24 protein-coding genes and 2 tRNA genes are annotated in these 25,557 nt (G+C 57.9%); 23 read left to right on the top strand and 3 right to left on the bottom strand.

The window, feature by feature from the left end; genetic code table 11:
* Window positions 1-113: 113 nt before the first annotated feature.
* The 4 genes from AC1DWG_RS16060 to AC1DWG_RS16045 all read left to right on the top strand — a co-directional run bounded on the left by AC1DWG_RS16060 (window position 114) and on the right by AC1DWG_RS16045 (window position 2,904).
* Window positions 114-1,517 carry a sodium-dependent transporter gene (locus tag AC1DWG_RS16060; protein ID WP_477760715.1) on the top strand — a complete coding sequence of 468 codons (1,404 nt, stop codon included), beginning with the start codon at window positions 114-116 and terminating at the stop codon, window positions 1,515-1,517.
* A 7-nt stretch (window positions 1,518-1,524) separates the two neighbouring features.
* The gene (locus AC1DWG_RS16055; protein ID WP_007988702.1) at window positions 1,525-1,959 is read left to right on the top strand and encodes a type II toxin-antitoxin system RatA family toxin; all 435 of its coding nucleotides are present in this window, start codon (window positions 1,525-1,527) and stop codon (window positions 1,957-1,959) included.
* Complete coding sequence (locus tag AC1DWG_RS16050; RefSeq protein WP_108218129.1) at window positions 1,952-2,266, top strand: RnfH family protein; 315 nt, start codon at window positions 1,952-1,954, stop codon at window positions 2,264-2,266. Before AC1DWG_RS16055 ends, AC1DWG_RS16050 begins: the two co-directional genes overlap by 8 nt.
* Window positions 2,267-2,493: 227 nt before the next feature.
* Window positions 2,494-2,904: a hypothetical protein gene (locus AC1DWG_RS16045; RefSeq protein WP_477763177.1), complete on the top strand. Its 411-nt coding sequence runs from the start codon at window positions 2,494-2,496 to the stop codon at window positions 2,902-2,904.
* A 149-nt stretch (window positions 2,905-3,053) separates the two neighbouring features.
* Here AC1DWG_RS16045 and AC1DWG_RS16040 read toward each other — a convergent pair whose 3' ends face one another.
* Entirely contained in the window at window positions 3,054-3,581 is a 528-nt protein-coding gene (locus AC1DWG_RS16040; protein ID WP_223458575.1) for an outer membrane protein assembly factor BamE, read from the bottom strand.
* 97 nt (window positions 3,582-3,678) lie between these two features.
* Between AC1DWG_RS16040 and fur the strand changes: the two genes are divergently transcribed.
* Entirely contained in the window at window positions 3,679-4,083 is a 405-nt protein-coding gene (fur, locus tag AC1DWG_RS16035) for a ferric iron uptake transcriptional regulator (protein ID WP_003197684.1), read from the top strand.
* Window positions 4,084-4,159: 76 nt separating this feature from the next.
* Here the strand turns inward: fur and recN are convergent, their stop codons facing one another.
* Window positions 4,160-5,833 (bottom strand): DNA repair protein RecN, encoded by a 1,674-nt coding sequence (recN, locus tag AC1DWG_RS16030; protein ID WP_477763178.1) that lies wholly within the window; start codon window positions 5,831-5,833, stop codon window positions 4,160-4,162.
* Window positions 5,834-6,073: 240 nt separating this feature from the next.
* Here recN and grpE point away from each other — a divergent pair, with 240 nt between their 5' ends.
* From grpE to AC1DWG_RS15990, 8 genes are all read left to right on the top strand, one after another.
* Entirely contained in the window at window positions 6,074-6,640 is a 567-nt protein-coding gene (gene grpE, locus AC1DWG_RS16025) for a nucleotide exchange factor GrpE (protein ID WP_223458579.1), read from the top strand.
* A gap of 102 nt (window positions 6,641-6,742) precedes the next feature.
* A complete protein-coding gene (dnaK, locus tag AC1DWG_RS16020; protein ID WP_477787984.1) occupies window positions 6,743-8,659 on the top strand; it encodes a molecular chaperone DnaK in 1,917 nt (638 codons plus the stop codon).
* 296 nt (window positions 8,660-8,955) lie between these two features.
* Entirely contained in the window at window positions 8,956-10,080 is a 1,125-nt protein-coding gene (gene dnaJ / locus AC1DWG_RS16015; protein ID WP_477787983.1) for a molecular chaperone DnaJ, read from the top strand.
* A 10-nt stretch (window positions 10,081-10,090) separates the two neighbouring features.
* Window positions 10,091-10,894, top strand: a complete 804-nt coding sequence (gene dapB / locus AC1DWG_RS16010) for a 4-hydroxy-tetrahydrodipicolinate reductase (protein WP_057716481.1) — start codon at window positions 10,091-10,093, stop codon at window positions 10,892-10,894.
* Window positions 10,895-11,153: 259 nt separating this feature from the next.
* Window positions 11,154-12,290, top strand: a complete 1,137-nt coding sequence (gene carA / locus AC1DWG_RS16005) for a glutamine-hydrolyzing carbamoyl-phosphate synthase small subunit (protein WP_046038697.1) — start codon at window positions 11,154-11,156, stop codon at window positions 12,288-12,290.
* A 118-nt stretch (window positions 12,291-12,408) separates the two neighbouring features.
* On the top strand, window positions 12,409-15,630 hold the full coding sequence (gene carB, locus AC1DWG_RS16000) for a carbamoyl-phosphate synthase large subunit (RefSeq protein ID WP_477752815.1): 3,222 nt from the start codon (window positions 12,409-12,411) through the stop codon (window positions 15,628-15,630).
* Between the two features lie 2 nt (window positions 15,631-15,632).
* Complete coding sequence (gene greA, locus AC1DWG_RS15995) at window positions 15,633-16,109, top strand: transcription elongation factor GreA (RefSeq protein WP_108218328.1); 477 nt, start codon at window positions 15,633-15,635, stop codon at window positions 16,107-16,109.
* A gap of 28 nt (window positions 16,110-16,137) precedes the next feature.
* Window positions 16,138-16,542 carry an MFS transporter gene (locus tag AC1DWG_RS15990; protein ID WP_477788027.1) on the top strand — a complete coding sequence of 135 codons (405 nt, stop codon included), beginning with the start codon at window positions 16,138-16,140 and terminating at the stop codon, window positions 16,540-16,542.
* Window positions 16,543-16,551: 9 nt separating this feature from the next.
* On the opposite strand, the gene AC1DWG_RS15985 is transcribed toward AC1DWG_RS15990, so the two are convergent.
* Complete coding sequence (locus AC1DWG_RS15985) at window positions 16,552-16,860, bottom strand: YhbY family RNA-binding protein (protein WP_007942889.1); 309 nt, start codon at window positions 16,858-16,860, stop codon at window positions 16,552-16,554.
* Window positions 16,861-16,965: 105 nt separating this feature from the next.
* On the opposite strand from AC1DWG_RS15985, the gene rlmE reads away from it, so the two are divergent.
* From rlmE to nusA, 10 genes are all read left to right on the top strand, one after another.
* Window positions 16,966-17,598, top strand: a complete 633-nt coding sequence (gene rlmE / locus AC1DWG_RS15980; RefSeq protein WP_429368067.1) for a 23S rRNA (uridine(2552)-2'-O)-methyltransferase RlmE — start codon at window positions 16,966-16,968, stop codon at window positions 17,596-17,598.
* 199 nt (window positions 17,599-17,797) lie between these two features.
* Window positions 17,798-19,708 carry an ATP-dependent zinc metalloprotease FtsH gene (gene ftsH / locus AC1DWG_RS15975; RefSeq protein WP_057398827.1) on the top strand — a complete coding sequence of 637 codons (1,911 nt, stop codon included), beginning with the start codon at window positions 17,798-17,800 and terminating at the stop codon, window positions 19,706-19,708.
* 8 nt (window positions 19,709-19,716) lie between these two features.
* Window positions 19,717-20,568 carry a dihydropteroate synthase gene (gene folP / locus AC1DWG_RS15970; protein WP_477763181.1) on the top strand — a complete coding sequence of 284 codons (852 nt, stop codon included), beginning with the start codon at window positions 19,717-19,719 and terminating at the stop codon, window positions 20,566-20,568.
* A 16-nt stretch (window positions 20,569-20,584) separates the two neighbouring features.
* Window positions 20,585-21,922 carry a phosphoglucosamine mutase gene (glmM, locus tag AC1DWG_RS15965; protein ID WP_477752813.1) on the top strand — a complete coding sequence of 446 codons (1,338 nt, stop codon included), beginning with the start codon at window positions 20,585-20,587 and terminating at the stop codon, window positions 21,920-21,922.
* Between the two features lie 66 nt (window positions 21,923-21,988).
* A complete protein-coding gene (gene tpiA / locus AC1DWG_RS15960) occupies window positions 21,989-22,744 on the top strand; it encodes a triose-phosphate isomerase (protein ID WP_477763182.1) in 756 nt (251 codons plus the stop codon).
* Between the two features lie 4 nt (window positions 22,745-22,748).
* Entirely contained in the window at window positions 22,749-23,132 is a 384-nt protein-coding gene (gene secG / locus AC1DWG_RS15955; RefSeq protein WP_017336473.1) for a preprotein translocase subunit SecG, read from the top strand.
* Between the two features lie 22 nt (window positions 23,133-23,154).
* A tRNA-Leu gene (locus AC1DWG_RS15950) sits at window positions 23,155-23,240 on the top strand.
* A gap of 97 nt (window positions 23,241-23,337) precedes the next feature.
* Window positions 23,338-23,414: transfer RNA gene (locus tag AC1DWG_RS15945), tRNA-Met, on the top strand.
* Between the two features lie 138 nt (window positions 23,415-23,552).
* Window positions 23,553-24,011 carry a ribosome maturation factor RimP gene (rimP, locus tag AC1DWG_RS15940; protein ID WP_007973115.1) on the top strand — a complete coding sequence of 153 codons (459 nt, stop codon included), beginning with the start codon at window positions 23,553-23,555 and terminating at the stop codon, window positions 24,009-24,011.
* A 59-nt stretch (window positions 24,012-24,070) separates the two neighbouring features.
* Window positions 24,071-25,552, top strand: coding sequence for a transcription termination factor NusA (gene nusA, locus AC1DWG_RS15935; RefSeq protein WP_008057419.1), 1,482 nt, complete (start codon window positions 24,071-24,073; stop codon window positions 25,550-25,552).
* Window positions 25,553-25,557 lie beyond the last annotated feature (5 nt).

The raw sequence follows: 25,557 nt of genomic DNA, 5'->3' as shown, positions 1-25,557 counted from the left end.
CGGCATTATAGGGAGTTGCACGCGAGTCGGCTACGGTGTTGCTACGTGCTTGAGCAGGTTGATTGAATCCCGGACAATGCGGCCTCTTTTTTGAACGCTTGGGCGTGATAACGATGTCGACAGACAAGGTTTCTGTCCACGGCAGTTGGGCTAGCCGCTGGGTCTTCATACTCGCCGCGACCGGTTCGGCCGTGGGGCTGGGTAGTATCTGGAAATTCCCGTACATGGTCGGCGTCTATGGCGGCGGCGCCTTCGTGCTGATGTTTCTGGCCTGCATCGCGCTGATTGGCGTACCGGTCATGCTGGCCGAAACCCTGATCGGCCGGCGTGCCCGGCAGAGCCCGGCCAATGCCTTGAAGACGCTGGCGGTCGAGGCGGGGCACTCGACGAAATGGTCCTGGGGCGCATTTGCCGGGATGATCACGGCATTGCTGATCCTGTCTTTCTACAGTGTGGTTGGCGGCTGGTCGCTGGATTACATCATCGACATGGGGCGTGGCGATTTTCAGGGCGCGACGCCTGATCAGGTGGGGGCTTACTTCGGCAATGTGATCGCCGATCCCTGGCGCCTGACACTTTGGCACACGATTTTCATGCTGTTGTCCGCGGTGGTGATCGCCAAGGGCGTGGTTGCCGGGCTTGAGCGCAGTTTGCGCATCATGATGCCGTTGTTGTTCGTGATGATCCTGGTGCTGCTGGGCTACAGCATGACCACCGGTCATTTCATGGAGGGCGTGCATTTCATGTTCGACTTCCACCCGGAAAAGGTTCTGGACGGCTTGTTGCCCGCGATGGGGCATGCGTTCTTTTCCCTGAGCGTGGGCGTCGGCTCGATCATGATCTATGGCGCCTACATGCCGAAGAACTCGTCGATCTCAGGGACGGTCGTCGGCGTGGCGCTGCTCGATACCTTCGTTTCCCTGGTTGCCGGACTGGCATTGTTTCCGATTGTTTTCGCGGCGGGCCTGAATCCGAGCGAAGGGCCGGGGCTGATGTTCGTCAGCCTGCCGTTTGCCTTCGGTAACGTGGCGTTCGGGCAATTGATGGGGGTGGTGTTCTTCGTGCTGGTGGCGGTCGCTGCCTGGAGTTCGGCGATTTCCCTGCTTGAACCGATGGTGGCCTACCTGGTCGAGCGCACTAAGGTGAGTCGTGCATGGGTTACTTTCTGGCTGGCTTTCAGCTGCTGGTTTGTCGGTCTGGGCACTGTGTTCTCCTTCAATATCTGGAAGGAGGCCAAGTTCTTCGTGAACGAAGGCGGGATGTTCCACCTCTACCAATGGGGAGCCGCCGGTGGTCTCGACTTCTTTGGCGTGATCGATTTCTTCACCTCGCGACTCATGTTGCCGCTTGGCGGTTTGTGTTTCGTGGTGTTTGCGGGCTGGATCATGGGGCGTGAAGCGGTGCGCGACGAGTTGTCGATCCGCAACCCTGCGCTGTTTGGCCTGTCCTTGTTCTTGATGCGCTATGTGGCGCCCATCGGCATTCTCGTAGTGTTTGCCGCCCAGCTGTGGAAGTGACGCTGACATGACGACACACATTTCACGTTCGGCCTTGCTGCCGTACCCGGCACAAGCGCTGTATGACCTGGTCAACGACGTGGCACGCTATCCGGAGTTTCTGCCGTGGTGCTCGGCAGCCGAAGTCCTGGAGAGCTCGCCTGAGCATATGCGGGCGAGCGTTGGCGTGGCGAAGGGTGGCCTCAGTCAGCATTTCGTGACGCGCAATACTCTGGTTCCCGGTCAATCAATCGAAATGAATCTTGAAGAAGGCCCTTTCAATCAATTGCATGGGGTGTGGGTGTTCAAGCCGCTGGGCGAGAAGGCCTGCAAGATCAGTCTTGATCTTTCGTTCGATTATGCCGGGCCGCTGGTTCGCGCCACATTGGGGCCATTGTTCAATCAGGCCGCCAATACGCTGGTGGATGCGTTCTGTCAGCGCGCCAAGCAGATTCATGGTTGAAGCCGTGATCGATATCGAAGTGGTGTACGCCGCTGTGGACAGGCAGGTGCTACTTTCACTCGCGGTGCCGGTCGGCACTACGGTTCGGGCGGCCGTGCTCAAGTCTGGTGTAGGGGCAGAGTTTCCTGAGCTGGATCTTGCCGCCTGCCCGGTGGGTATCTTTGGCAAGGTGATCACCGACCCGGACACTCGAACGATTCAGGCGGGGGATCGAATCGAAATCTACCGGCCGCTGCTGGCGGATCCGAAAGAGGTCCGTCGCCTGCGTGCAGCAAAAGCGGCCGAGGCCAAGGCGCGGAATCAATGATTGAATTGCGCGCCAGGCACTAAAATTTCCGCCCACAGGTGGTTCAATCCCTGAGTGTAAATATGCTTTGTAGGCTTTTTATCGGGGGAATGTAGGATTGGTTTGAGTATTGAAGAGAATTTTCTCTTTGCTTCAATCTTGATTGAATGTGGTTCCGATTAAGCCTAAATCAAGTCTTGCCCTCGTTATGTGAGGGGCAAATAAACTCATTTAGGGATAAATCTGAAATGGACTTGATCAAGTCGTTGAAGCATATAAGTGTGCTGGCAGCAATGGGTGCGGCTTTCACTGTCATGCCGGCCAGTGCAGCCTCCAATGTGTTAACCGCCACGATAAGCGCACAAGGCAAGGTGGTGGCTCAGGCACCCGAGTGGATCTCTGCGGTAGAGTACTTCTCCCAGGCTGATTATTTTGCGAACTATAAGGTTAGCTTCAAGTCGGATGTCTTCATCCAGGCTCCACGGTTCTGCTCTGTATCCCTTACGAACAGCAGTTCCGAAGATGATATTTATTATGGGCGGGCGCGACTTGGGTCTACACCCAAGCAGGATAATTTGAGTGTGATCACTCAACTGGCAGGAATGAAGGGCCCTTCCGGTGATGGTTCCCAAGACTTTATGCTGATGTGTATTAAATAAGCGGGAATCATCGATAGTGATTCCGGCAAGCGATCCGGATCGATCACTATTGCCGGTACAAAAAAATCCGCCGCCAGAGGTCTGGTAGCGGATTTTCAGAGCAGCCTTGCTGGAGCTTGAATACCCAGGCAAGCGGCATCATTCGCCAATTACTGCGGCGAGGTGTCCAGCGGTTCAGGCGTCGGGACTGGAGCGGTTTCTACACCGTCGACGTCCTTCTGGATCTGATCCAGCAACGAACCTGGCTTGACCGGTTTTTCCGGTTTTGGTTTTTCGACGTTTTCTGCCGGGGCAGCCACTGTCGTGCCGCTGTCCTTGCCAAGGATGGCTTCGTCACGGCTCACGCCTGGCATGAAATCACCGGAGAGGCTGACAAGCTGGTCATTTGGGTTGAAGATAACGCTGATGCGTTCCTGTTGGCGTTCACCGCCACCGGGTTGCAGGCTGTACAGATAATCCCAGCGATCGGCATGGAACGTGTCAGTCAGCAGAGGGTTGCCCATGATAAACCGTACTTGCTTACGGGTCATTCCCGGGCGTAACTGGTCTATCATGTCCTGCGTGACGACATTGCCCTGCTGGATGTCGATTTTGTAAACCCCGGGGAATGAACAACCGGCGAGTGCGAGCAGTCCCACAAAGGTGAAACTGGTTAGCAAGAGCTTGGTGTTTTGCATCGGTGGGCGACTTCCACTATCTTGGCTGGGACAACGTAAACGCCGATCATACCCGCATTAAGAGAAGCTGCGAAGCAGCATCGCGAGAAAGCTGACCATGGTTGAAAATAGCGAACTACGCAAAGCCGGCCTCAAAGTGACCCTGCCACGGGTCAAAATTCTGCAAATGCTCGATTCCGCCGAGCAGCGCCACATGAGTGCCGAGGATGTCTACAAGGCCCTTATGGAGGCTGGTGAGGACGTCGGTCTGGCCACGGTTTACCGTGTTCTGACCCAGTTCGAGGCAGCTGGCCTTGTGGTGCGGCACAACTTCGACGGAGGCCATGCGGTCTTCGAGCTGGACGACGGAAAGCATCACGACCATATGGTCAACGTCGAAACCAGCGAAGTGATCGAATTCTTCGACGAAGAAATCGAGCGGCTTCAGAAAGCAATCGTCGACAAGTATGGCTTCGAGATGGTTGATCACAATCTGGTGCTGTACGTGCGCAAGAAAAAGTAAGCATGTCGCGCGAACTTGAGGTTCGCGAAACGAACGAAGGCGACCCCAGGGTCGCCTTCGTGCTTTCTGCCTTTAGTCAGGCTTTTGCGGCCACCACCATTTTTTTGGCATGCGCCAAGGATTCCTTGGTGAGATCGATGCCGCCCAGCATCCGTGCGACTTCTTCGACGCGGTCGTTTTTGCTCAATTTTGAAACGGCCGTGCGGGTGGCATCTTCGCCGCGCACTTTATGCACAAATAGATGTTGATGACCTTGCGCCGCCACTTGCGGCAAGTGGGTCACGGTCAGTACCTGCCCGCGCTCACCGAGCCTGCGCAGCAACTGGCCGACGATTTCCGCGGTTGGACCGCCAATGCCGACATCGACTTCGTCGAACACCAGGGTTGGTACGCGGGAGGTCTGCGCGGTGATGACCTGAATCGCCAGGCTGATCCGCGACAGCTCGCCACCGGATGCGACTTTTGCCAAGGCTTTCAATGGTTGGCCAGGGTTGGCGCTGACCAGTAATTCAACCTGTTCAAGTCCATTAGGCAGCAGTTCATCACTGCTGTTTGGGCGCAACTCGATGGTGAAGCGCCCGCCAGGCATGCCCAGGCGCTGGATCTCCAGTTCCACGGCGCTGGCCAGGCTGCTCGAGGCTTGATGACGCAGATCGCTCAGTTCGCGAGCCTTTTCCTGATAATGGCGAGCGTATGAAGACAGCTCATCGCTCAGCCGCTCGATGGATTCGTCGTTGGCGTTGAGGGTTTCGATTTCATCCAGCAGTTTCTGCTGCATCTCGGCGACTTCGGTCGGCTGGATGCGGTGTTTGCGCGCCAGGGTGTAGATCGCGTCGAGGCGTTCTTCAAGGTATTGAAGGCGCGACGGATCGGCGTCGAAGTTGTCGAGGAAGCGGTTCAGTTCACCCACGGCCTCTTCAACCTGGATCTGTGCACTGGTCAACAAGCTGCTGGCTTCGCCCAGCGCGCCGATCGAGCTGTTCACGCTCGACAGGCGGTTGAGGCTGGCAGTGAGGGCGTTGAGGACATTTCCGGAATCACTTTCACTGCATTGCTCGACGACTTGCCGGCAGATCCCGAGCAAGGTCTCGGCGTTGGTCAGGTTCTTGTGTTCCTGCTCAAGCTGCTCCAGTTCGTTGTCGCCAAGACCAAGGTTTTCCAGCTCTTCGAGTTGATAGCTGAGCAACTGATGGCGGGCGCGTTGCTCATCGCCGGAGTTGGAGAGTCGCTCCAGCTCCTGGCGAGTCTGGCGCCAGCGCTGTGCGGCAAGCTGCACCTGGCGGGCAAGGTCCGTGGCCCCGGCGTACTCGTCGAGCAGGCGGCGGTGGGTGTCGGTCTTGAGCAGGGATTGGTGTTCGTGCTGGCTGTGAATGTCGATCAGTAGCTCGCCCAGCGCCTTGAGGTCGCCAAGCGGGCAGGGCGTGCCGTTGATGTAGCCGCGCGAGCGTCCTTCGGATGTGATCACCCGGCGCAAGATGCATGGGCCGTCGCTTTCGAGGTCGCGTTCGGCCAGCCAGGCGCTGGCCTCCGGAATGTCGGCCAGGTCAAAGGTGGCCAGGATGTCGGCCTTGTCGGCGCCGGGGCGGACCACGCCGCTGTCGGCGCGATCACCCAGGGTAAGGCCCAGCGCGTCGAGCATGATCGACTTGCCCGCGCCGGTTTCCCCGGTGATCACGCTCATCCCGCGATCGAGTTCGAGATCGAGATGTTCAACGATGGCGTAGTTGTGTACGGACAGGTGCACCAGCATATGGGCCGCTCCCAGGTGTTAGGTCTGGTTATTTATACAGTGTTTTGTTTCTGGCTGACAATGCCCCTCGTTAGCTCGATTCGCTCGACCCGACGAAAGCCTTATCGCGACCGGGAATGACAAAGCAGTTGTTTTTTGTAGGGTTAATCGTCGGCGCCCCTTGAAGCCGGATTTTGCGGCCCCATATAGCTGGGCAGAAGCGCGAGTTGAGCTCGCGGACGATATTGAAAGGAGAAATCTATGGCTGACGAACAGACAGTGGATACGCAAAACCCAGACGCCAACCAGGCGCCCGAGGCTTCGGGTGAAGACCTGGCGGCTCGTGTACAAGTGCTCGAAGAGCAACTGGCAGGCGCTCAGGATCAGGCTTTGCGTGTAGCCGCCGATCTGCAGAACGTCCGCCGTCGCGCCGAGCAGGATGTGGAGAAGGCTCACAAGTTCGCGCTGGAAAAATTCGCCGGCGACCTGCTGCCGATCGTCGACAGCCTGGAACGCGGCCTGGAACTGTCCAGCCCGGACGACGAAAGCATCCGTCCGATGCGCGAAGGCATCGAGCTGACCCTGAAAATGTTCCAGGACACCCTCAAGCGTTATCAGCTTGAAGCGATCGATCCGCATGGCGAGCCGTTCAACGCCGTTCAACATCAGGCGATGGCCATGCAGGAAAGCGCCGATGTCGAGCCGAACAGCGTTCTGAAGGTGTTCCAGAAGGGCTATCAGCTCAATGGTCGCTTGCTGCGCCCGGCGATGGTCGTGGTCAGCAAGGCGCCTGCGCCGGTTTCGCCTTCGATTGACGAGCAGGCTTGAAATCCGCCGCAAGGCCCCCATTTATAAGTCAAGCGTTTAAGTGCTACCGCAGTTAGCCACCACTGCTGCGGCAACCAAATCCAAAGTTTCGGGAGAGTGAACATGGGCAAAATTATCGGTATCGACCTGGGGACTACCAACTCCTGCGTCTCCGTGCTGGAAAACGGCAAGGCAAAAGTTATTGAAAACGCTGAAGGCGCGCGTACCACGCCGTCGATCATCGCTTACGCCAACGATGGCGAAATTCTGGTTGGCCAATCGGCCAAGCGTCAGGCTGTGACCAATCCGCATAACACCCTGTATGCGGTGAAGCGTCTGATCGGTCGTCGTTTCGACGAAGAAGTCGTGCAGAAAGACATTCAGATGGTCCCTTACAAGATCGTCAAGGCTGACAACAGCGACGCCTGGGTTGAAGTGAACGGCCAGAAAATGGCACCGCCACAAATCTCGGCTGAAATCCTGAAGAAAATGAAGAAGACCGCCGAAGACTACCTCGGCGAGACTGTGACTGAAGCGGTGATCACCGTTCCGGCCTACTTCAACGACAGCCAGCGTCAAGCCACCAAGGACGCCGGCCGCATCGCCGGTCTGGACGTAAAACGTATCATCAACGAACCAACCGCAGCTGCTCTGGCTTACGGTATGGACAAGGCGAAGGGCGATCACACCGTGATCGTTTACGACCTGGGCGGTGGTACTTTCGACGTTTCCGTGATCGAGATCGCTGAAGTCGATGGCGAGCACCAGTTCGAAGTATTGGCCACCAACGGTGACACGTTCCTGGGCGGTGAAGACTTTGACATCCGTCTGATCGACTACCTCGTCGACGAATTCAAGAAAGAAAGCGGCATGAACCTCAAGGGCGACCCGCTGGCCATGCAGCGCCTGAAAGAAGCCGCTGAAAAAGCCAAGATCGAGCTGTCCTCGAGCCAGTCGACCGACGTGAACCTGCCGTACATCACTGCAGACGCCACCGGTCCAAAGCACCTGAACGTGAAGATCTCCCGCGCCAAGCTCGAAGCGCTGGTGGAAGACCTGGTTCAGCGCACCATCGAACCTTGCCGCATCGCAATGAAAGATGCCGGTATCGACGTTGGCGCGATCAACGACGTGATCCTGGTGGGCGGTCAGACCCGTATGCCGCTGGTTCAGAAGCTGGTAACCGAGTTCTTCGGTAAAGAAGCTCGTAAAGACGTCAACCCGGACGAAGCGGTTGCCATGGGTGCTGCTATCCAGGGCGCGGTACTGGCCGGTGACGTGAAAGACGTTCTGCTGCTCGACGTCAGCCCGCTGACCCTGGGTATCGAAACCATGGGTGGAGTGATGACCGCGCTGATCGAGAAAAACACCACGATTCCTACCAAGAAATCGCAAGTGTTCTCGACTGCCGATGACAACCAGGGCGCCGTGACCATTCACGTGCTGCAGGGCGAGCGTAAGCAAGCCGCACAGAACAAGTCCTTGGGCAAGTTCGACCTGGCCGACATTCCACCGGCTCCACGTGGTGTGCCGCAGATCGAAGTGACCTTCGACATCGACGCCAACGGCATCCTGCACGTAGGTGCGAAAGACAAGGCTACCGGCAAGACTCAGTCGATCGTGATCAAGGCCAACTCCGGTCTGTCCGACGAAGAAATCGAGCGCATGGTGCGTGATGCCGAGGCTAACGTCGAGGAAGACCGCAAGTTCGAAGAGCTGGCCACTGCCCGCAACCAGGGCGACGCACTGGTTCACTCGACGCGCAAAATGGTTACCGATGCCGGCGATAAAGTGACCGCTGAAGAGAAGACTGCAATCGAAGCTGCCGTAGTTGCCCTGGAAGCCGCCGTCAAAGGCGACGACAAGGCTGCTATCGACGCCAAGGTTGAAGAGCTGTCGAAAGTCTCCGCTCCAGTGGCGCAGAAGATGTACGCCGAACAGGCTCAGCCTGCTGAAGGCGCGGCACCGCACGACGACAAGGCGGAAAAGGCTGACGACGTTGTCGACGCCGAGTTCGAAGAAGTCAAAGACCACAAGTAAGTTGTTGGTCGGCCGGTTGACTGCCTTCAGGCGGTGACTGGTAGGATGTCGCCGCGCGGGAGCTTGCTCCCGCGTTGGCGTGTCTGGAATACACGAATTTTTACAGCATGCGACAACATTCGTTTGCTGGTGGTATGGCCGGGAATGCTCCTGCTTCTCGAGCTCAAAGTACCGCATTGAATCAAAGACCAGGATCGTTGAATTGACGTGAGTTGGGTCCGGGCCTGTATTGGGGCTCAACGAGTTCGGCAAACTCAGGAGGGTTTTGTCGGACGTCCTCAAGAGTGCAAAGACTTATGGCAAAGCGTGATTATTACGAAGTGTTGGGTGTTGAGCGTGGCTCAAGCGAAGCGGACCTGAAGAAGGCTTACCGTCGCCTGGCGATGAAGCACCACCCGGACCGTAATCCCGATGACAAGGCGTCGGAAGATATGTTCAAGGAGGCCAACGAGGCCTACGAAGTGCTGTCCGATTCCAGCAAGCGCGCGGCATACGACCAGTACGGCCATGCCGGTGTCGATCCGAGCATGGGGGGCGGCGGTGCCGGTTTCGGCGGTCAGAACTTCTCCGACATCTTTGGCGATGTCTTCAGTGACTTCTTCGGTGGCGGTCGCGGCGGTTCCCGTGGCGGCGCTCAGCGCGGCAGTGACTTGCGCTACACCCTGGAACTGGACCTCGAAGAGGCGGTGCGCGGTACGACCGTGAATATCCGCGTTCCGACGCTGGTCAACTGCAAGCCGTGCGATGGCTCCGGTGCCAAGAAAGGTTCTTCCCCGGTGACCTGCCCGACTTGCGGCGGTATCGGTCAGGTGCGCATGCAACAAGGCTTCTTCTCGGTGCAGCAGACCTGCCCGCGCTGCCATGGCCAGGGCAAGATCATTTCCGATCCGTGCGATTCCTGCCACGGCGAAGGTCGTGTCGAAGAGTACAAGACCCTGTCGGTGAAAGTGCCGGCCGGTGTCGATACCGGTGACCGCATTCGTCTGTCCGGCGAAGGCGAGGCGGGCGCTCATGGTGGCCCGACAGGCGACCTGTACGTGGTGATCAATGTGCGCGAGCACTCGATTTTCCAGCGCGATGGCAAACACCTGTTCTGCGAAGTGCCGATCAGCTTCGTCGATGCGGCGCTGGGTGGCGAGCTGGAGATTCCGACCCTTGATGGCAGGGTCAAGCTGAAGATCCCTGAGGGGACTCAGACCGGCAAGCAGTTCCGTGTGCGTGGCAAGGGCGTTGCGCCTGTGCGTGGCGGTGGTGCTGGCGACTTGATGTGCCGCGTGGCGGTCGAGACTCCGGTCAACCTGAGCCGTCGCCAGCGTGAAATGCTCGAGGAATTCCGTAGTTCGCTGGCGGATGACAACAGCCATTCGCCAAAAACCACCGGTTGGTTCGAAGGCGTGAAGCGCTTCTTCGGCGATTTGTAAGGAGACGGGCATGCGACGTATTGCAGTGATGGGCGCCGCCGGGCGCATGGGCAAGACCCTGATTGAAGCCGTGCAGCAAACTCCGGGCGCCGGTCTGACGGCGGCGGTGGATCGTCCCGACAGCACGTTGGTCGGTGCAGATGCCGGTGAGCTGGCTGCACTGGGTCGTATCGGTGTGCCTCTGTCCGGTGATCTGGATCGGGTGGTCGACGAGTTCGACGTGCTGATCGACTTCACTCACCCGACGGTGACCTTGAAGAACCTGGCTTTCTGCCGTAAGCACGGCAAGGCCATGATCATCGGTACCACCGGTTTCAGCGTTGAAGAAAAGCAGTTGCTGGCGGAAGCGGGCAAGGACATTCCGATTGTCTTCGCGGCCAACTTCAGTGTCGGGGTCAACCTGTGCCTGAAGTTGCTCGACACGGCAGCTCGCGTATTGGGCGACGATGTCGACATCGAAATCACCGAAGCTCACCATCGGCATAAAGTCGATGCGCCGTCCGGCACTGCCGTGCGCATGGGCGAGGTGATTGCCGATGCGTTGGGCCGCGATCTGAAAAAGGTGGCGGTGTATGGTCGTGAAGGTCAGACCGGCGCTCGTGATCGTGAAACCATCGGTTTCGCCACGGTGCGTGCCGGCGACATCGTCGGTGATCACACTGTGCTGTTCGCCGCCGACGGCGAGCGTGTCGAGATCACTCACAAGGCGTCCAGTCGCATGACGTTCGCCAAGGGTGCGGTGCGTGCTGCATTGTGGCTGGACGGGCGCGAGCCTGGCCTTTACGACATGCAAGACGTGCTCGATCTGCGTTAAGATGCACCCGAAATCGGGCTCGCGCACAGCGTTTGAGCCCGGTTTTGTTCTGCCAAGCGACGTCCTGTCGCATTCTCCAGCCTTTAAGGCTCATTTGCGGTAGACCAAAAAGGCCTTTTTCTGTAAGCTACAGCTTTAGTGTGTCCACTAAAAGCGCGCAGAATAATTCAGTGAAGAAGCGGGGTGACGTGTCCATACGTCACTCCGCTTTTTTACAACCTGCGATCGCCCTTTCAGGCTTTATTTACGGGAGGTCTTCTTGACTAAGCCAGCCATACTCGCCCTTGCTGATGGCAGCATTTTTCGCGGCGAAGCCATTGGAGCCGACGGTCAAACCGTTGGTGAGGTGGTGTTCAACACCGCAATGACCGGCTATCAGGAAATCCTTACCGATCCTTCCTACGCCCAACAGATCGTTACCCTGACTTACCCGCACATCGGCAACACCGGCACCACGCCGGAAGACGCCGAGTCCAACCGCGTCTGGTCTGCCGGCCTGGTCATCCGTGACCTGCCACTGGTGGCGAGCAACTGGCGTAACACGATGTCCCTGTCCGACTACCTGAAGGCCAACAACGTTGTGGCCATCGCCGGTATCGACACCCGCCGCCTGACACGCATCCTGCGTGAAAAAGGCGCGCAGAACGGCTGCATCATGGCTGGCGACAACATTTCCGAAGCCGCCGCCATCGCCGCCGCCCAGGGTTTCCCTGGCCTCAAGGGCATGGACCTGGCGAAAGTCGTCAGCACCAAGGAAAGCTACGAGTGGCGCTCGACTGTCTGGGATCTGAAAACCGACAGCCACGCAACCATCGAAGCCTCCGAGCTGCCGTACCACGTGGTTGCCTACGACTACGGCGTCAAGGTGAACATCCTGCGCATGCTGGTCGAGCGCGGTTGCCGCGTGACCGTCGTGCCTGCACAAACGCCTGCTGCCGATGTGCTGGCACTGAAGCCGGACGGCGTGTTCCTGTCCAATGGCCCTGGTGATCCGGAGCCTTGCGACTACGCGATCCAGGCGATCAAGGACGTGCTGGAAACCGAGATTCCGGTCTTCGGTATCTGCCTCGGTCACCAACTGCTGGCCCTGGCCTCCGGCGCCAAGACCCTGAAAATGGGTCACGGCCACCACGGTGCCAACCACCCCGTCCAGGACCTGGACAGCGGCGTAGTGATGATCACCAGCCAGAACCACGGTTTTGCGGTAGACGAAGCGACCCTGCCAGCCAACGTCCGCGCGATTCACAAATCGCTGTTCGACGGCACCCTGCAAGGTATCGAGCGTACCGACAAGAGCGCCTTCAGCTTCCAGGGTCACCCGGAAGCCAGCCCTGGCCCGAACGACGTAGCGCCATTGTTCGATCGCTTCATCACCGAGATGGCAAAGCGACGCTGATCGCTGGCCCTGATGTAGCGAAGCTTGAGGGTGGTCCCGACACCGGCGGCCCCCTCAAGGCTTCAGAGATTGAACAAGACGGCTTGCCGACTGACCTGCGGATTTGAGTGACAAACCCATGCCAAAACGTACAGACATTAAAAGCATCCTGATTCTTGGCGCTGGCCCGATCGTGATCGGCCAGGCCTGTGAATTCGACTACTCCGGCGCCCAGGCCTGTAAAGCCCTGCGCGAGGAGGGTTACCGCGTCATCCTGGTGAACTCCAACCCGGCCACCATCATGACCGACCCGGCCATGGCCGACGCCACCTACATCGAGCCGATCAAGTGGCAGACCGTTGCCAAGATCATCGAGAAAGAGCGTCCGGACGCGCTGCTGCCGACCATGGGTGGCCAGACCGCCCTGAACTGCGCCCTGGACCTGGAGCGCGAAGGCGTTCTGGAGAAGTTCGGCGTAGAGATGATCGGTGCCAACGCCGACACCATCGACAAGGCTGAAGACCGTTCGCGTTTCGACAAGGCGATGAAATCCATCGGCCTGGCGTGCCCGCGTTCCGGTATCGCCCACAGCATGGAAGAGGCCAATGCGGTCCTCGAGAAGCTCGGCTTCCCGTGCATCATCCGTCCGTCCTTCACCATGGGCGGCACCGGTGGCGGTATCGCTTACAACCGTGAAGAGTTCGAAGAAATCTGCGCCCGTGGTCTGGACCTGTCGCCAACCAAGGAACTGCTGATCGACGAATCGCTGATCGGCTGGAAAGAGTATGAGATGGAGGTTGTCCGCGATAAGAAGGACAACTGCATCATCGTCTGCTCCATCGAAAACTTCGACCCGATGGGCGTGCACACCGGTGACTCGATCACCGTGGCTCCGGCACAGACCCTGACCGACAAGGAATACCAGATCCTGCGTAACGCCTCCCTGGCGGTACTGCGCGAGATCGGCGTGGAAACCGGCGGTTCCAACGTTCAGTTCGGTATCTGCCCGAACACCGGCCGCATGGTCGTGATCGAGATGAATCCGCGTGTATCCCGTTCCTCGGCACTGGCTTCGAAAGCCACCGGCTTCCCGATCGCCAAGGTCGCGGCCAAGCTGGCTGTAGGCTACACCCTCGACGAACTGTCGAACGACATCACCGGCGGCAAGACACCGGCGTCCTTCGAGCCGTCCATCGACTACGTTGTCACCAAGCTGCCACGTTTCGCTTTCGAGAAGTTCCCCAAGGCTGACGCGCGCCTGACCACTCAGATGAAGTCGGTGGGTGAAGTCATGGCCATCGGCCGTACCTTCCAGGAATCCCTGCAGAAAGCCCTGCGCGGTCTGGAAGTGGGCGTTTGCGGTCTGGACGAGAAGGTTGATCTGGCCAACCCGGAAAGCATGAGCGTACTCAAGCGCGAGCTGACCGTGCCGGGTGCCGAGCGTATCTGGTACGTGGCGGACGCAATGCGCGCCGGCATGACCGTCGAAGACATCTTCGGCATGACCATGATCGACCCTTGGTTCCTGGTGCAGATGGAAGACCTGATCAAGGAAGAAGAGAAGGTCAAGACCCTGGGTCTGACCAGCATCGACCGCGATCTGATGTTCCGCCTCAAGCGCAAAGGCTTCTCCGATATGCGCCTGGCCAAATTGCTGGGTGTGACCGAGAAGAGCCTGCGTGCTCACCGTCACAAACTGGAAATCTTCCCGGTCTACAAGCGCGTCGACACCTGCGCTGCCGAGTTCGCCACCGATACTGCTTACCTGTACTCGACGTACGAGGAAGAGTGCGAAGCGGCGCCATCGGGTCGTGACAAGATCATGATCCTGGGTGGCGGTCCTAACCGCATCGGCCAAGGCATCGAGTTCGACTACTGCTGCGTACACGCGGCACTGGCCCTGCGCGATGACGGCTACGAGACCATCATGGTCAACTGCAACCCGGAAACCGTTTCCACTGACTACGACACTTCCGATCGCCTGTACTTCGAACCAGTGACCCTGGAAGACGTGCTGGAAATCGTCCGCGTCGAGAAGCCGAAAGGCGTGATCGTCCAGTACGGCGGCCAGACTCCGCTGAAACTGGCGCGTGCCCTGGAAGCCGCCGGCGTGCCGATCATCGGCACCAGCCCTGATGCAATCGACCGCGCCGAAGACCGTGAGCGCTTCCAGCAGATGGTCCAGCGCCTGAACCTGCGTCAGCCGCCAAACGCCACCGTGCGCAGCGAAGACGAAGCGATTCGTGCCGCCGCCAAGATCGGTTACCCGCTGGTGGTGCGCCCGTCCTACGTACTGGGCGGTCGTGCGATGGAAATCGTCTACGAAGAAGAAGAACTCAAGCGCTACCTGCGTGAAGCGGTTCAAGTGTCCAACGACAGCCCGGTGCTGCTGGACCACTTCCTCAACTGCGCCATCGAAATGGACGTGGATGCGGTCTGCGACGGTAAAGATGTGGTGATCGGCGCGATCATGCAGCACATCGAGCAGGCTGGCGTTCACTCCGGTGACTCCGCATGCTCGCTGCCGCCGTACTCGCTGCCGGCGCACATCCAGGACGAGATGCGCGAACAGGTCAAGAAAATGGCCCTGGAGCTCGGCGTGATCGGCCTGATGAACGTTCAGTTGGCGCTGCAAGGCGACGACATCTACGTCATCGAAGTCAACCCGCGCGCTTCCCGTACTGTGCCGTTCGTGTCCAAGTGCATCGGTGTTTCCCTGGCAATGATCGCGGCTCGCGTCATGGCCGGTAAGACCTTGAAGGAAATCGGCTTCACCAAGGAAATCATCCCGAACTTCTACAGCGTGAAAGAGGCGGTGTTCCCGTTCGCCAAATTCCCTGGCGTTGACCCGATCCTCGGCCCAGAGATGAAGTCCACCGGTGAAGTGATGGGCGTGGGCGACACCTTCGGTGAAGCGTTCGCCAAGGCCCAGATGGGTGCCAGCGAAGTGCTGCCGACCGGTGGTACTGCGTTCATCAGCGTACGTGACGACGACAAGCCACTGGTTGCGGGCGTGGCCCGTGATCTGATCAACTTGGGCTTCGAAGTGGTCGCCACCGCCGGTACTGCCAAGCTGATCGAAGCGGCAGGCCTGAAAGTGCGCCGCGTGAACAAGGTGACCGAAGGTCGTCCGCACGTGGTCGACATGATCAAGAATGACGAAGTCACGCTGATCATCAACACCACCGAAGGGCGTCAGTCGATCGCTGATTCGTACTCCATTCGTCGTAATGCCCTGCAGCACAAGATTTACTGCACCACCACCATTGCTGCTGGCGAAGCCATCTGTGAAGCGCTGAAGTTCGGTCCCGAAAAGACCGTGCGCCGCTTGCAGGATCTACACGCAGGATTGAAGGCATGAGCATAACGAAGTACCCAATGACCGTTCAGGGCGCTCGCGCCCTGGAAGAAGAGCACACTCACCTGACCAAGGTCGTTCGTCCGAAGCTCAGCCAGGACATCGGTACGGCCCGCGAGTTGGGTGACTTGAAGGAAAACGCCGAATACCACGCTGCCCGCGAGCAGCAGGGTATGGTCGAGGCGCGGATCCGTGATATCGAAGGCCGGATTCAGAATCAGGTCATCATTGATGTCACGAGCATTCCGCACACCGGCAAAGTGATTTTCGGCACCACCGTTGAAATCGCCAACGTCGAGACGGATGAGCGCGTCACTTACCACATCGTGGGTGAGGATGAGGCTGACTTCAAACTCGGCAAGATTTCGGTCGGCTCGCCACTGGCTCGCGCCTTGATTGCCAAGGAAGAGGGTGATGTGGTTGCAGTCAAAACGCCTGGCGGCGTTATCGAGTACGAGATTGTCGAAGTTCGCCACATCTGAAGATCGGCGCCCGTTTCGTGCGGGCGCCATGCTTTGGCAGCTGACCCAGGTGTTGTGGGTCGGCGGCTTGTGGCTGTTGCAAATTGGTCTGTTGCCGGTGCTGGGGCGAATTGGCCTGGCGCCGCTGCTGATCGACGAAATCGCAGGCACGCTCAATACGTTGGTAGTGGGATTCGCCACGGCGTGTTTGATTTTTCAGGCTTTGGTGCTGATAAAGACCGAGGGCCTTGTCAGTCTATGGCGGGATATTCGCGGGCAACTGCTGTTGATGGCGCTGTATGCGTGCGCGATGTACTTCGCGGTGCGTTTCGGCTGGCCGGATGCCGTGCGTTGGCAGGCGTTCAGCTATCTTGTTCTGGGTTTTTCCGGGCTGGTGCTGGTGTTGGAACCGGTACCGGGAGGGAGTGGCAGGGTGCGCGAAGCACACCCTTGACCCTTGTCATCACTTGAAGCGATGGACGTTCGACAGCTGCTTGTTGACGCTGAAGTTCTTGCGGTAGATCAGTGCCATCTTGCCGATGACCTGAACCAGATCCGCTTTGCCGACCTTGCAGAGCTCTGCAATGGACGCCAGGCGCGATTCGCGATCGAGGATGTTGAGCTTGATCTTGATCAGCTCGTGATCCGCCAATGCGCGTTCGAGTTCGGCTAACACACCTTCAGTCAAACCATTGTCTGCCACAATCAAAACCGGTTTCAGATGGTGGCCAATGGATTTGTACTGTTTCTTCTGCTCTTGAGTGAGCGGCATAATCTGACCCCTGCGTCTGATCTTGTAAAAAGCGGCGGCCAGTTTACCCGAGCGAGTCCGGGACCGCCCAGTTAATCACGACCCGTTTTATTTCCGAGGTATCCCGTGGCCCGTTCCAAGACAAGCCTTAACTGGCTGAAAGAACATTTCAACGACCCATTCGTCAAAATGGCACAAAAAGACGGGTACCGTTCCCGCGCCAGCTACAAACTGCTGGAGATCCAGGAAAAGGACCGTCTGATCCGCCCGGGCATGAGCGTAATCGACCTTGGTGCGGCCCCCGGTGGGTGGTCCCAGGTGACCAGTCGTCTGATTGGTGGGCAGGGGACACTGATCGCTTCTGACATTCTGGAAATGGACAGTATCCCGGACGTGACCTTCATTCAGGGCGACTTTACCGAGGATGCCGTGCTGGCTCAGATCCTCGATGCCGTCGGAAATAAGGAAGTAGACCTTGTGATTTCCGACATGGCCCCCAATATGAGTGGATTACCGGCCGTGGACATGCCGCGAGCGATGTTCCTGTGCGAGTTGGCACTGGATCTTTCGACGCGGGTGCTCAAGCCCGGTGGTGATTTTTTGATCAAGATCTTCCAGGGCGAAGGCTTCGACGAATTCCACAAGAGCGTTCGCCAGCAGTTCGAGAAGGTGCAGATGCGCAAACCGACCTCGTCGCGCGACCGTTCTCGCGAGCAGTACCTGCTGGGCCGCGGTTTCCGCGGACGCAGTGAGGAATGAGTGAATTTTCGATCGGGGTGATAGGATTTTTGTATTACGCCTTGTCAGAATTAGCGAATATTGTGTAGGAAGTGTTTCACAAAGGGTTACAGACGGCGCCTGCCAAGTTGTAGGTAATGTAGTAAGTTAGGCCGGTGAATATCATGCGAAGCGCGCGCCAGTAGCGGAGCTTGCTTCAGAGGGTAGTTAATTGAACGATATGGCAAAGAATCTGATCCTGTGGTTGATCATCGCGGCTGTCCTGGTGACGGTGATGAACAACTTCTCCAGCCCTAACGAGCCGCAGACCCTCAACTATTCCGACTTCATCCAGCAGGTCAAGGATGGCAAGGTCGAACGCGTGGCGGTTGATGGCTACGTGATTACCGGCAAGCGCAACGATGGCGACAGCTTCAAGACCATTCGCCCGGCGATCCAGGACAACGGCCTGATCGGTGACCTGGTGGATAACCACGTCGTGGTCGAAGGCAAGCAGCCTGAACAGCAAAGCATCTGGACTCAACTTCTGGTCGCCAGCTTCCCGATCCTTGTGATCATCGCTGTGTTCATGTTCTTCATGCGGCAGATGCAGGGCGGTGCCGGTGGCAAGGGCGGGCCGATGAGCTTCGGTAAAAGCAAGGCGCGCCTGCTCTCTGAGGATCAGGTGAAAACTACCCTGGCTGACGTTGCCGGTTGCGACGAAGCCAAGGAAGAAGTCGGTGAGTTGGTCGAGTTCCTGCGCGATCCGGGCAAGTTCCAGCGCCTGGGTGGCCGCATTCCTCGCGGCGTGCTGATGGTTGGTCCTCCAGGTACCGGTAAAACCTTGATTGCCAAGGCGATTGCCGGCGAAGCCAAAGTGCCGTTCTTCACCATTTCCGGTTCCGACTTCGTCGAAATGTTCGTCGGTGTCGGTGCCAGCCGTGTTCGCGACATGTTCGAACAGGCCAAGAAGCACGCTCCATGCATCATCTTCATCGACGAAATCGATGCGGTCGGTCGCCATCGTGGTGCCGGCATGGGTGGTGGTCACGACGAGCGCGAGCAGACTCTCAACCAGTTGCTGGTCGAGATGGACGGCTTTGAAATGAATGACGGCATCATCGTGATCGCCGCAACCAACCGTCCTGATGTACTGGACCCTGCGTTGCTGCGTCCAGGCCGTTTCGACCGTCAGGTTGTTGTGGGGCTGCCGGACATCCGTGGTCGCGAACAGATTCTCAAGGTTCACATGCGCAAAGTGCCAATGGGCGACGACGTTGCTCCGGCCGTGATCGCTCGTGGTACTCCAGGCTTCTCCGGTGCTGACCTGGCCAATCTGGTGAACGAGGCATCGTTGTTCGCTGCCCGTGCCGGCAAGCGCATCGTCGAAATGAAAGAGTTCGAACTGGCCAAAGACAAGATCATGATGGGCGCCGAGCGCAAATCCATGGTCATGTCCGAGAAAGAAAAGCAGAACACCGCTTATCACGAAGCCGGCCACGCCATTGTTGGTCGCGTCGTACCTGAGCATGATCCGGTGTACAAGGTGTCGATCATCCCGCGCGGTCGTGCGCTGGGTGTAACCATGTTCCTGCCGGAAGAAGATCGTTACAGCCTGTCCAAGCGTGCGTTGATCAGCCAGATCTGCTCGCTGTACGGTGGTCGTATCGCTGAAGAAATGACCCTGGGCTTCGATGGCGTGACCACCGGTGCCTCCAACGACATCATGCGCGCCAGCCAGATTGCGCGGAATATGGTGACCAAGTGGGGTCTTTCGGAAAAACTCGGTCCGTTGATGTATGCCGAAGAAGAGGGTGAGGTATTCCTCGGTCGCGGCGGCGGTGGTCAGAATGCAAGTTTCTCCGGTGAGACAGCCAAGCTGATCGACTCCGAAGTGCGCAGCATCATCGATCAGTGCTATGGCACGGCGAAGCAGATTCTCACGGACAACCGTGACAAGCTCGATGCGATGGCCGATGCCTTGATGAAGTACGAGACAATCGATGCCGAGCAGATCGACGACATCATGGCGGGTCGTACGCCTCGCGAGCCGCGCGATTGGTCGGGTGGCACGGGTACTTCCGGCACCCCTCCGGTGGTGCAGGATGAGCGTCCGGAAACACCGATTGGCGGTCCTGCTGCTGACGTATAAGGTTTGAAATGACTTCTGTTCAGTCCTCGACCCGGTTGCCTTGCGGCAACCGGGTTCTTGATTTGGCCCAGACGCATGTCATGGGCATTCTCAATGTCACTCCTGATTCTTTCTCCGATGGTGGTCAATACAGCCAGCTCGACGCGGCCATGCGCCACGCCGAAGCCATGGTTGTGGCCGGCGCGACGCTGATCGATGTCGGTGGCGAATCCACCCGTCCTGGTGCCAGGGCGGTGTCGCCGCTGGAAGAGCTGGAGCGCGTAGCGCCCATTGTCGAGCGCATCAGTCGCGAACTGGACGTCATCATCTCGGTCGACACCTCCACGCCAGCGGTCATGCGTGAAACTGCGCGCCTGGGTGCCGGGCTGATCAATGACGTACGTTCGTTGCGTCGCGATGGTGCCCTGGATGCTGCGGCGGCCACCGGGTTACCGGTTTGCCTGATGCATATGCTTGGAGAGCCAGGCGATATGCAGGACAATCCGCAGTATCAGGACGTTACAAGGGAAGTCGGTGAGTTTCTCGCCGAACGCATGCATGAGTGTTCATTGGTGGGAATTGCGGCTGAGCGGATCATTCTTGACCCCGGCTTTGGCTTCGCCAAAACCTTGCAGCACAATCTGAGTTTGTTCAAACATATGGAAGCCCTGCATGCCTTGGGGCGCCCCCTGTTGGTCGGGGTTTCGCGAAAGAGCATGATTGGTCAGGCGTTGAATCGTCCGGTGGGAGACCGGCTGTATGGTGGTTTGGCGCTCGCGGCGCTGGCTTCGGCGAAAGGTGCGCGTATATTGCGCGTCCATGATGTAGCCGAAACAATGGATGTGGTGCGGATGATCGCCGCAGTGGAATCAGCCGAATAAGAATGATGGAGCACTTATGAGCAAAAAATATTTTGGCACCGATGGTATTCGTGGGCGTGTCGGTGAATACCCGATTACTCCTGATTTCATGCTCAAGCTCGGCTGGGCTGCAGGTATGGCGTTCCGCAAGATGGGCGCCTGCAAGGTATTGGTAGGTAAGGACACCCGGATCTCCGGCTACATGTTCGAGTCTGCGCTTGAAGCGGGGCTTACCTCCGCGGGTGCTGATGTGATGCTCCTTGGGCCTATGCCGACCCCGGCGATTGCCTACCTGACGCGTACCTTTCATGCCGAAGCTGGCATCGTGATCAGTGCGTCGCACAATCCGCATGATGACAATGGCATCAAGTTCTTCTCCGGCAATGGCACCAAGCTGCCGGATGAGGTCGAGCACATGATCGAAGAGCTGCTCGATACCCCGATGACTGTGGTTGAGTCGAGCAAGATCGGCAAGGTGTCGCGAATCAATGACGCGTCGGGTCGGTATATCGAATTCTGCAAGAGCAGTGTGCCGACCGGTACCAGCTTTACCGGCCTCAAGATTGTGATCGACTGCGCCCATGGTGCGACCTATAAAGTGGCGCCGAGTGTGTTTCGTGAGTTGGGTGCCGAAGTCGTGGTCTTGTCCGCGCAGCCCAACGGTTTGAATATCAATGACAACTGCGGCTCGACCCATATGGGGCAACTGCAGGCCGCTGTGCTGGCTGAACACGCCGATCTGGGTATCGCCTTCGATGGTGATGGCGACCGGGTGTTGATGGTGGATCACACGGGGGCCATCGTCGATGGTGATGAGTTGCTGTTCATCATTGCTCGCGACCTGCATGAGCGAGACAAGCTGCAAGGTGGTGTAGTCGGTACACTGATGAGCAACTTGGGACTGGAGTTGGCCTTGGCCGACCTGGGGATTCCATTTGTCCGCGCCAATGTTGGTGATCGTTATGTGATTGCTGATCTGCTGGAGCGTAACTGGCTGGTCGGTGGCGAAAATTCGGGTCATATCGTTTGCTTCAATTACACCACCACTGGTGATGCGATTATCGCCGCGTTGCAGGTGCTGAAGGCGTTGAAAGCCCGTGCGCAAGGTTTGGCTGAAGCGCGTCAGGCGCTGCGCAAATGCCCTCAGGTGCTGATCAATGTGCGATTCGGTGGCGGCGCAAACCCACTCGACCATCCGTCGGTCAAGGAAGCCAGCGAGCGTGTGACCAAGGCCATGGCGGGTCGGGGGCGCGTGCTGTTGCGCAAGTCCGGAACCGAACCGCTGGTGCGTGTGATGGTCGAAGGCGAAGACGAAACGCAGGTTCGTGGCTATGCCGAAGAGCTGGCAAAACTGGTTACTGAAGTTTCTGCCTGAATTCGGCTTGCCAGCCATGATTGTGTTGGGTAACATCTGCGCCCACTTTGACCGACGAGGTACAGCATGCGTCGCCCTATGGTAGCTGGTAACTGGAAGATGCACGGTACCCGCGCCAGCGTCGCTGAGCTGATCAACGGCCTTCGTGACTTGGCCTTGCCGAGCGATATTGATGTTGCGGTATTCCCGCCTTGCCTGCATATCAATCAAGTGATTGATGGCCTGGAAGGAAAGTCGATTTCGGTCGGCGCGCAGAATTCTGCGGTGGAATCCGGACAAGGTGCGTTGACCGGTGAAGTTGCACCGAGTCAGTTAGTGGATGCAGGTTGTTCCCTGGTGCTTGTCGGGCACTCCGAACGCCGCCAGATCATGGGTGAGCAGGACGGAATGCTGATCCGCAAGTTCGCAGCGGCACAGGCATGTGGCTTGATTCCGGTGTTGTGCATAGGGGAAACCCTTGAACAGCGTGAAGCCGGAAAGACTCTTGAGGTTGTCTCGCGTCAGCTGGGCAGTATCATCGAGGAGCTGGGTGTCGGTGTCTTTGCCAAGGCAGTGATCGCTTACGAGCCGGTCTGGGCCATTGGCACCGGGCTGACTGCAACGCCACAACAGGCGCAGGATGTGCACGCAGCCATTCGCGCCCAGTTGGCGGCAGAGAATTCTGAGGTCGCACAAGGTGTGCGGCTTCTATACGGCGGCAGCGTGAAGGCGGCCAATGCGGTCGAACTGTTCGGCATGCCGGATATCGATGGGGGTCTCATTGGTGGGGCTTCCCTGAATGCAGATGAGTTCGGTGCGATTTGTCGCGCCGCGGGAAACTGAAAAAATGCTGGAAACAGTCGTAGTCGTTTTTCATCTGCTGGGTGCATTGGGCGTAGTAGCTCTGGTTTTGCTGCAGCAGGGTAAAGGTGCGGATGCTGGCGCGTCTTTCGGAGCAGGTGCTTCAAATACTGTGTTCGGAAGCCAAGGTTCCTCTACCTTTCTTAGTAAGTTTACTGCTATACTTGCCGCAGGTTTTTTCATAACCAGCTTGGGGTTAGGTTACTTTGCTAAAGAGAAGGCTCACCAGCTGACTCAAGTAGGTCTCCCAAATCCAGCGGTACTGGAAGTTCCAAAGCAACAACCGGCTTCTGATGATGTCCCGGTGCTTCAAGAGCAAAAGTCGGCTACCCCAGCGACTGACGTGCCTCCAGCTCAAGAGCAGAAGTAAGAAGGGTTCCAAACGTAGTATTGCCGAGGTGGTGGAATTGGTAGACACGCAACCTTGAGGTGGTTGTGCCCATAGGGTGTAGGGGTTCGAGTCCCCTTCTCGGTACCAATTAGTCAGGAGAGCCCGCTGTTGCGGGCTTTCTTGCAGGTGGAAGGTTACATTGACCCTGTAGGGGATCGGTCGTATACTTCCGCCCCAGCTTTGTCGCGGGGTGGAGCAGTCTGGTAGCTCGTCGGGCTCATAACCCGAAGGTCGTCGGTTCAAATCCGGCCCCCGCAACCAGTTTAAGGAGCCCCTTTTAAGGGGCTTTTTGTTAGCTGGACACTTTCAACGCCGCTGTTCGACGGCGTTTCAAGGATGGGCGTTTCGCCCATTTTTTTATTTTGCATAGCATGCACATACATGCACTAGGGGGTTCAGGTGTCGAGCAAGCTAGAAGAGTTGCAGGCCTTGCTGGCCCCGGTGGTCGTGGCCCTAGGCTATGAATGCTGGGGTATCGAGTTTTCGGCTCAGGGTCGTCACTCGATGTTGCGCGTTTATATCGATAAAGAAGGCGGCGTGCTGGTGGACGATTGCGCCATCGTCAGCCGTCAGATCAGCGGTGTGCTGGATGTTGAAGATCCAATTTCCGTTGAATACACCCTTGAAGTTTCCTCGCCTGGCATGGAACGCCCGCTGTTCACTCTTGAGCAGTTTGCAAAATTTGCCGGTGAACAAGTGAAGATCAAGCTGCGCTCGCCTTTTGAAGGACGACGCAACTTTCAGGGCCTTCTGCGCGGCGTAGAAGAGCAGGATGTCGTGGTGCAGGTAGAAGACCATGAGTTCCTGTTGCCGATCGATATGATCGACAAGGCCAACATTATTCCCAGTTTTGACTGAGGCGTGCCAGATACTGCGGATCCCGCGGATCCAATGGCTTGCGAAAGGCGAGGCGTACGATGAGCAAAGAAGTACTGCTGGTTGTTGAGTCGGTATCCAATGAAAAGGGCGTACCGGCAAACGTTATTTTTGAAGCGCTGGAGCTGGCTCTGGCCACTGCTACCAAAAAGCGTTTCGAAGACGAAGTTGATCTGCGTGTGGAAATCAATCGCCACACGGGTGCATACGAGACATTCCGTCGCTGGACGGTCGTCGAAGAAGCAGACCTGGACGATCCGGCCATCGAAACCTGGCCGAGCAAGGTTGCCGAAACGCATCCTGGCGCCAAGGTCGGTGATGTCGTAGAAGAGAAAATCGAATCCATCGAGTTCGGCCGCATTGCTGCACAAACTGCCAAGCAAGTCATTGTGCAGAAAGTTCGCGAAGCCGAGCGCGCTCAGGTGGTTGACGCTTACCGCGAGCGCCTGGGTGAAATCATCTCCGGCACCGTGAAAAAAGTCACCCGCGACAACGTGATCGTTGATCTGGGTAACAACGCTGAAGCGTTGCTGGCTCGTGAAGACATCATTTCTCGCGAAACTTTCCGGGTTGGCGTGCGTCTGCGTGCGCTGCTCAAGGAAATCCGCACCGAGAACCGCGGCCCGCAGTTGATCCTGTCGCGCACCGCGCCGGAAATGCTGATCGAGTTGTTCCGCATCGAAGTGCCGGAAATTGCCGAAGGCCTGATCGAAGTGATGGCTGCGTCCCGTGATCCGGGTTCGCGCGCCAAGATCGCCGTTCGCTCCAAGGACAAACGCATCGACCCGCAGGGCGCTTGCATCGGTATGCGCGGTTCGCGCGTCCAGGCAGTGTCGGGTGAGTTGGGCGGTGAGCGTGTTGACATCGTTCTGTGGGACGACAACCCGGCTCAGTTCGTGATCAACGCCATGTCCCCGGCCGAGGTTGCGGCAATTATCGTTGACGAAGATGCCCACGCAATGGACATCGCCGTTGGCGCAGACAATCTGGCTCAGGCCATCGGTCGCGGTGGTCAGAACGTGCGTCTGGCTAGCCAGTTGACTGGCTGGACCCTGAACGTGATGACCGAATCGGACATCCAGGCTAAACAGCAAGCAGAAACCGGCGACATCCTGCGCAACTTCATCGACGAGCTGGAAGTCGACGAAGATCTGGCGCAGGTGCTGGTGGACGAAGGCTTTACCAGCCTGGAAGAGATTGCCTACGTACCGTTGGAAGAAATGCTCAACATCGACGGCTTTGACGAAGACACCGTCAACGAGCTTCGCGCTCGGGCCAAGGATCGCTTGTTGACTAAAGCCATCGCTACTGAGGAAAAGCTGGCAGACGCCCATCCGGCCGAAGACCTGCTCTCGCTTGAGGGTATGGACAAGGATTTGGCGATGGAACTGGCGGTGCGCGGCGTAATTACCCGCGAAGACCTGGCCGAGCAGTCTATTGACGACCTGCTCGACATCGACGGCATTGACGATGATCGTGCCGGCAAGTTGATCATGGCCGCCCGAGCCCACTGGTTCGAGTAATTAGG

Source organism: Pseudomonas sp. P4_B3 (assembly GCF_056402295.1).
This window is presented reverse-complemented; position numbering and strand designations above follow the sequence as displayed.

Bases quoted from the DNA above. Each gene is read 5' to 3' on its own strand.
- AC1DWG_RS16060 (WP_477760715.1), top strand. From the start codon at position 114: ATGTCGACAGACAAGGTTTCTGTCCACGGCAGTTGGGCTAGCCGCTGG.
- AC1DWG_RS16055 (WP_007988702.1), top strand. From the start codon at position 1,525: ATGACGACACACATTTCACGTTCGGCCTTGCTGCCGTACCCGGCACAA.
- AC1DWG_RS16050 (WP_108218129.1), top strand. From the start codon at position 1,952: ATGGTTGAAGCCGTGATCGATATCGAAGTGGTGTACGCCGCTGTGGAC.
- AC1DWG_RS16045 (WP_477763177.1), top strand. From the start codon at position 2,494: ATGGACTTGATCAAGTCGTTGAAGCATATAAGTGTGCTGGCAGCAATG.
- AC1DWG_RS16040 (WP_223458575.1), bottom strand. From the start codon at position 3,581: ATGCAAAACACCAAGCTCTTGCTAACCAGTTTCACCTTTGTGGGACTG.
- fur (WP_003197684.1), top strand. From the start codon at position 3,679: ATGGTTGAAAATAGCGAACTACGCAAAGCCGGCCTCAAAGTGACCCTG.
- recN (WP_477763178.1), bottom strand. From the start codon at position 5,833: ATGCTGGTGCACCTGTCCGTACACAACTACGCCATCGTTGAACATCTC.
- grpE (WP_223458579.1), top strand. From the start codon at position 6,074: ATGGCTGACGAACAGACAGTGGATACGCAAAACCCAGACGCCAACCAG.
- dnaK (WP_477787984.1), top strand. From the start codon at position 6,743: ATGGGCAAAATTATCGGTATCGACCTGGGGACTACCAACTCCTGCGTC.
- dnaJ (WP_477787983.1), top strand. From the start codon at position 8,956: ATGGCAAAGCGTGATTATTACGAAGTGTTGGGTGTTGAGCGTGGCTCA.
- dapB (WP_057716481.1), top strand. From the start codon at position 10,091: ATGCGACGTATTGCAGTGATGGGCGCCGCCGGGCGCATGGGCAAGACC.
- carB (WP_477752815.1), top strand. From the start codon at position 12,409: ATGCCAAAACGTACAGACATTAAAAGCATCCTGATTCTTGGCGCTGGC.
- AC1DWG_RS15990 (WP_477788027.1), top strand. From the start codon at position 16,138: ATGCTTTGGCAGCTGACCCAGGTGTTGTGGGTCGGCGGCTTGTGGCTG.
- AC1DWG_RS15985 (WP_007942889.1), bottom strand. From the start codon at position 16,860: ATGCCGCTCACTCAAGAGCAGAAGAAACAGTACAAATCCATTGGCCAC.
- ftsH (WP_057398827.1), top strand. From the start codon at position 17,798: ATGGCAAAGAATCTGATCCTGTGGTTGATCATCGCGGCTGTCCTGGTG.
- folP (WP_477763181.1), top strand. From the start codon at position 19,717: ATGACTTCTGTTCAGTCCTCGACCCGGTTGCCTTGCGGCAACCGGGTT.
- glmM (WP_477752813.1), top strand. From the start codon at position 20,585: ATGAGCAAAAAATATTTTGGCACCGATGGTATTCGTGGGCGTGTCGGT.
- tpiA (WP_477763182.1), top strand. From the start codon at position 21,989: ATGCGTCGCCCTATGGTAGCTGGTAACTGGAAGATGCACGGTACCCGC.
- secG (WP_017336473.1), top strand. From the start codon at position 22,749: ATGCTGGAAACAGTCGTAGTCGTTTTTCATCTGCTGGGTGCATTGGGC.
- nusA (WP_008057419.1), top strand. From the start codon at position 24,071: ATGAGCAAAGAAGTACTGCTGGTTGTTGAGTCGGTATCCAATGAAAAG.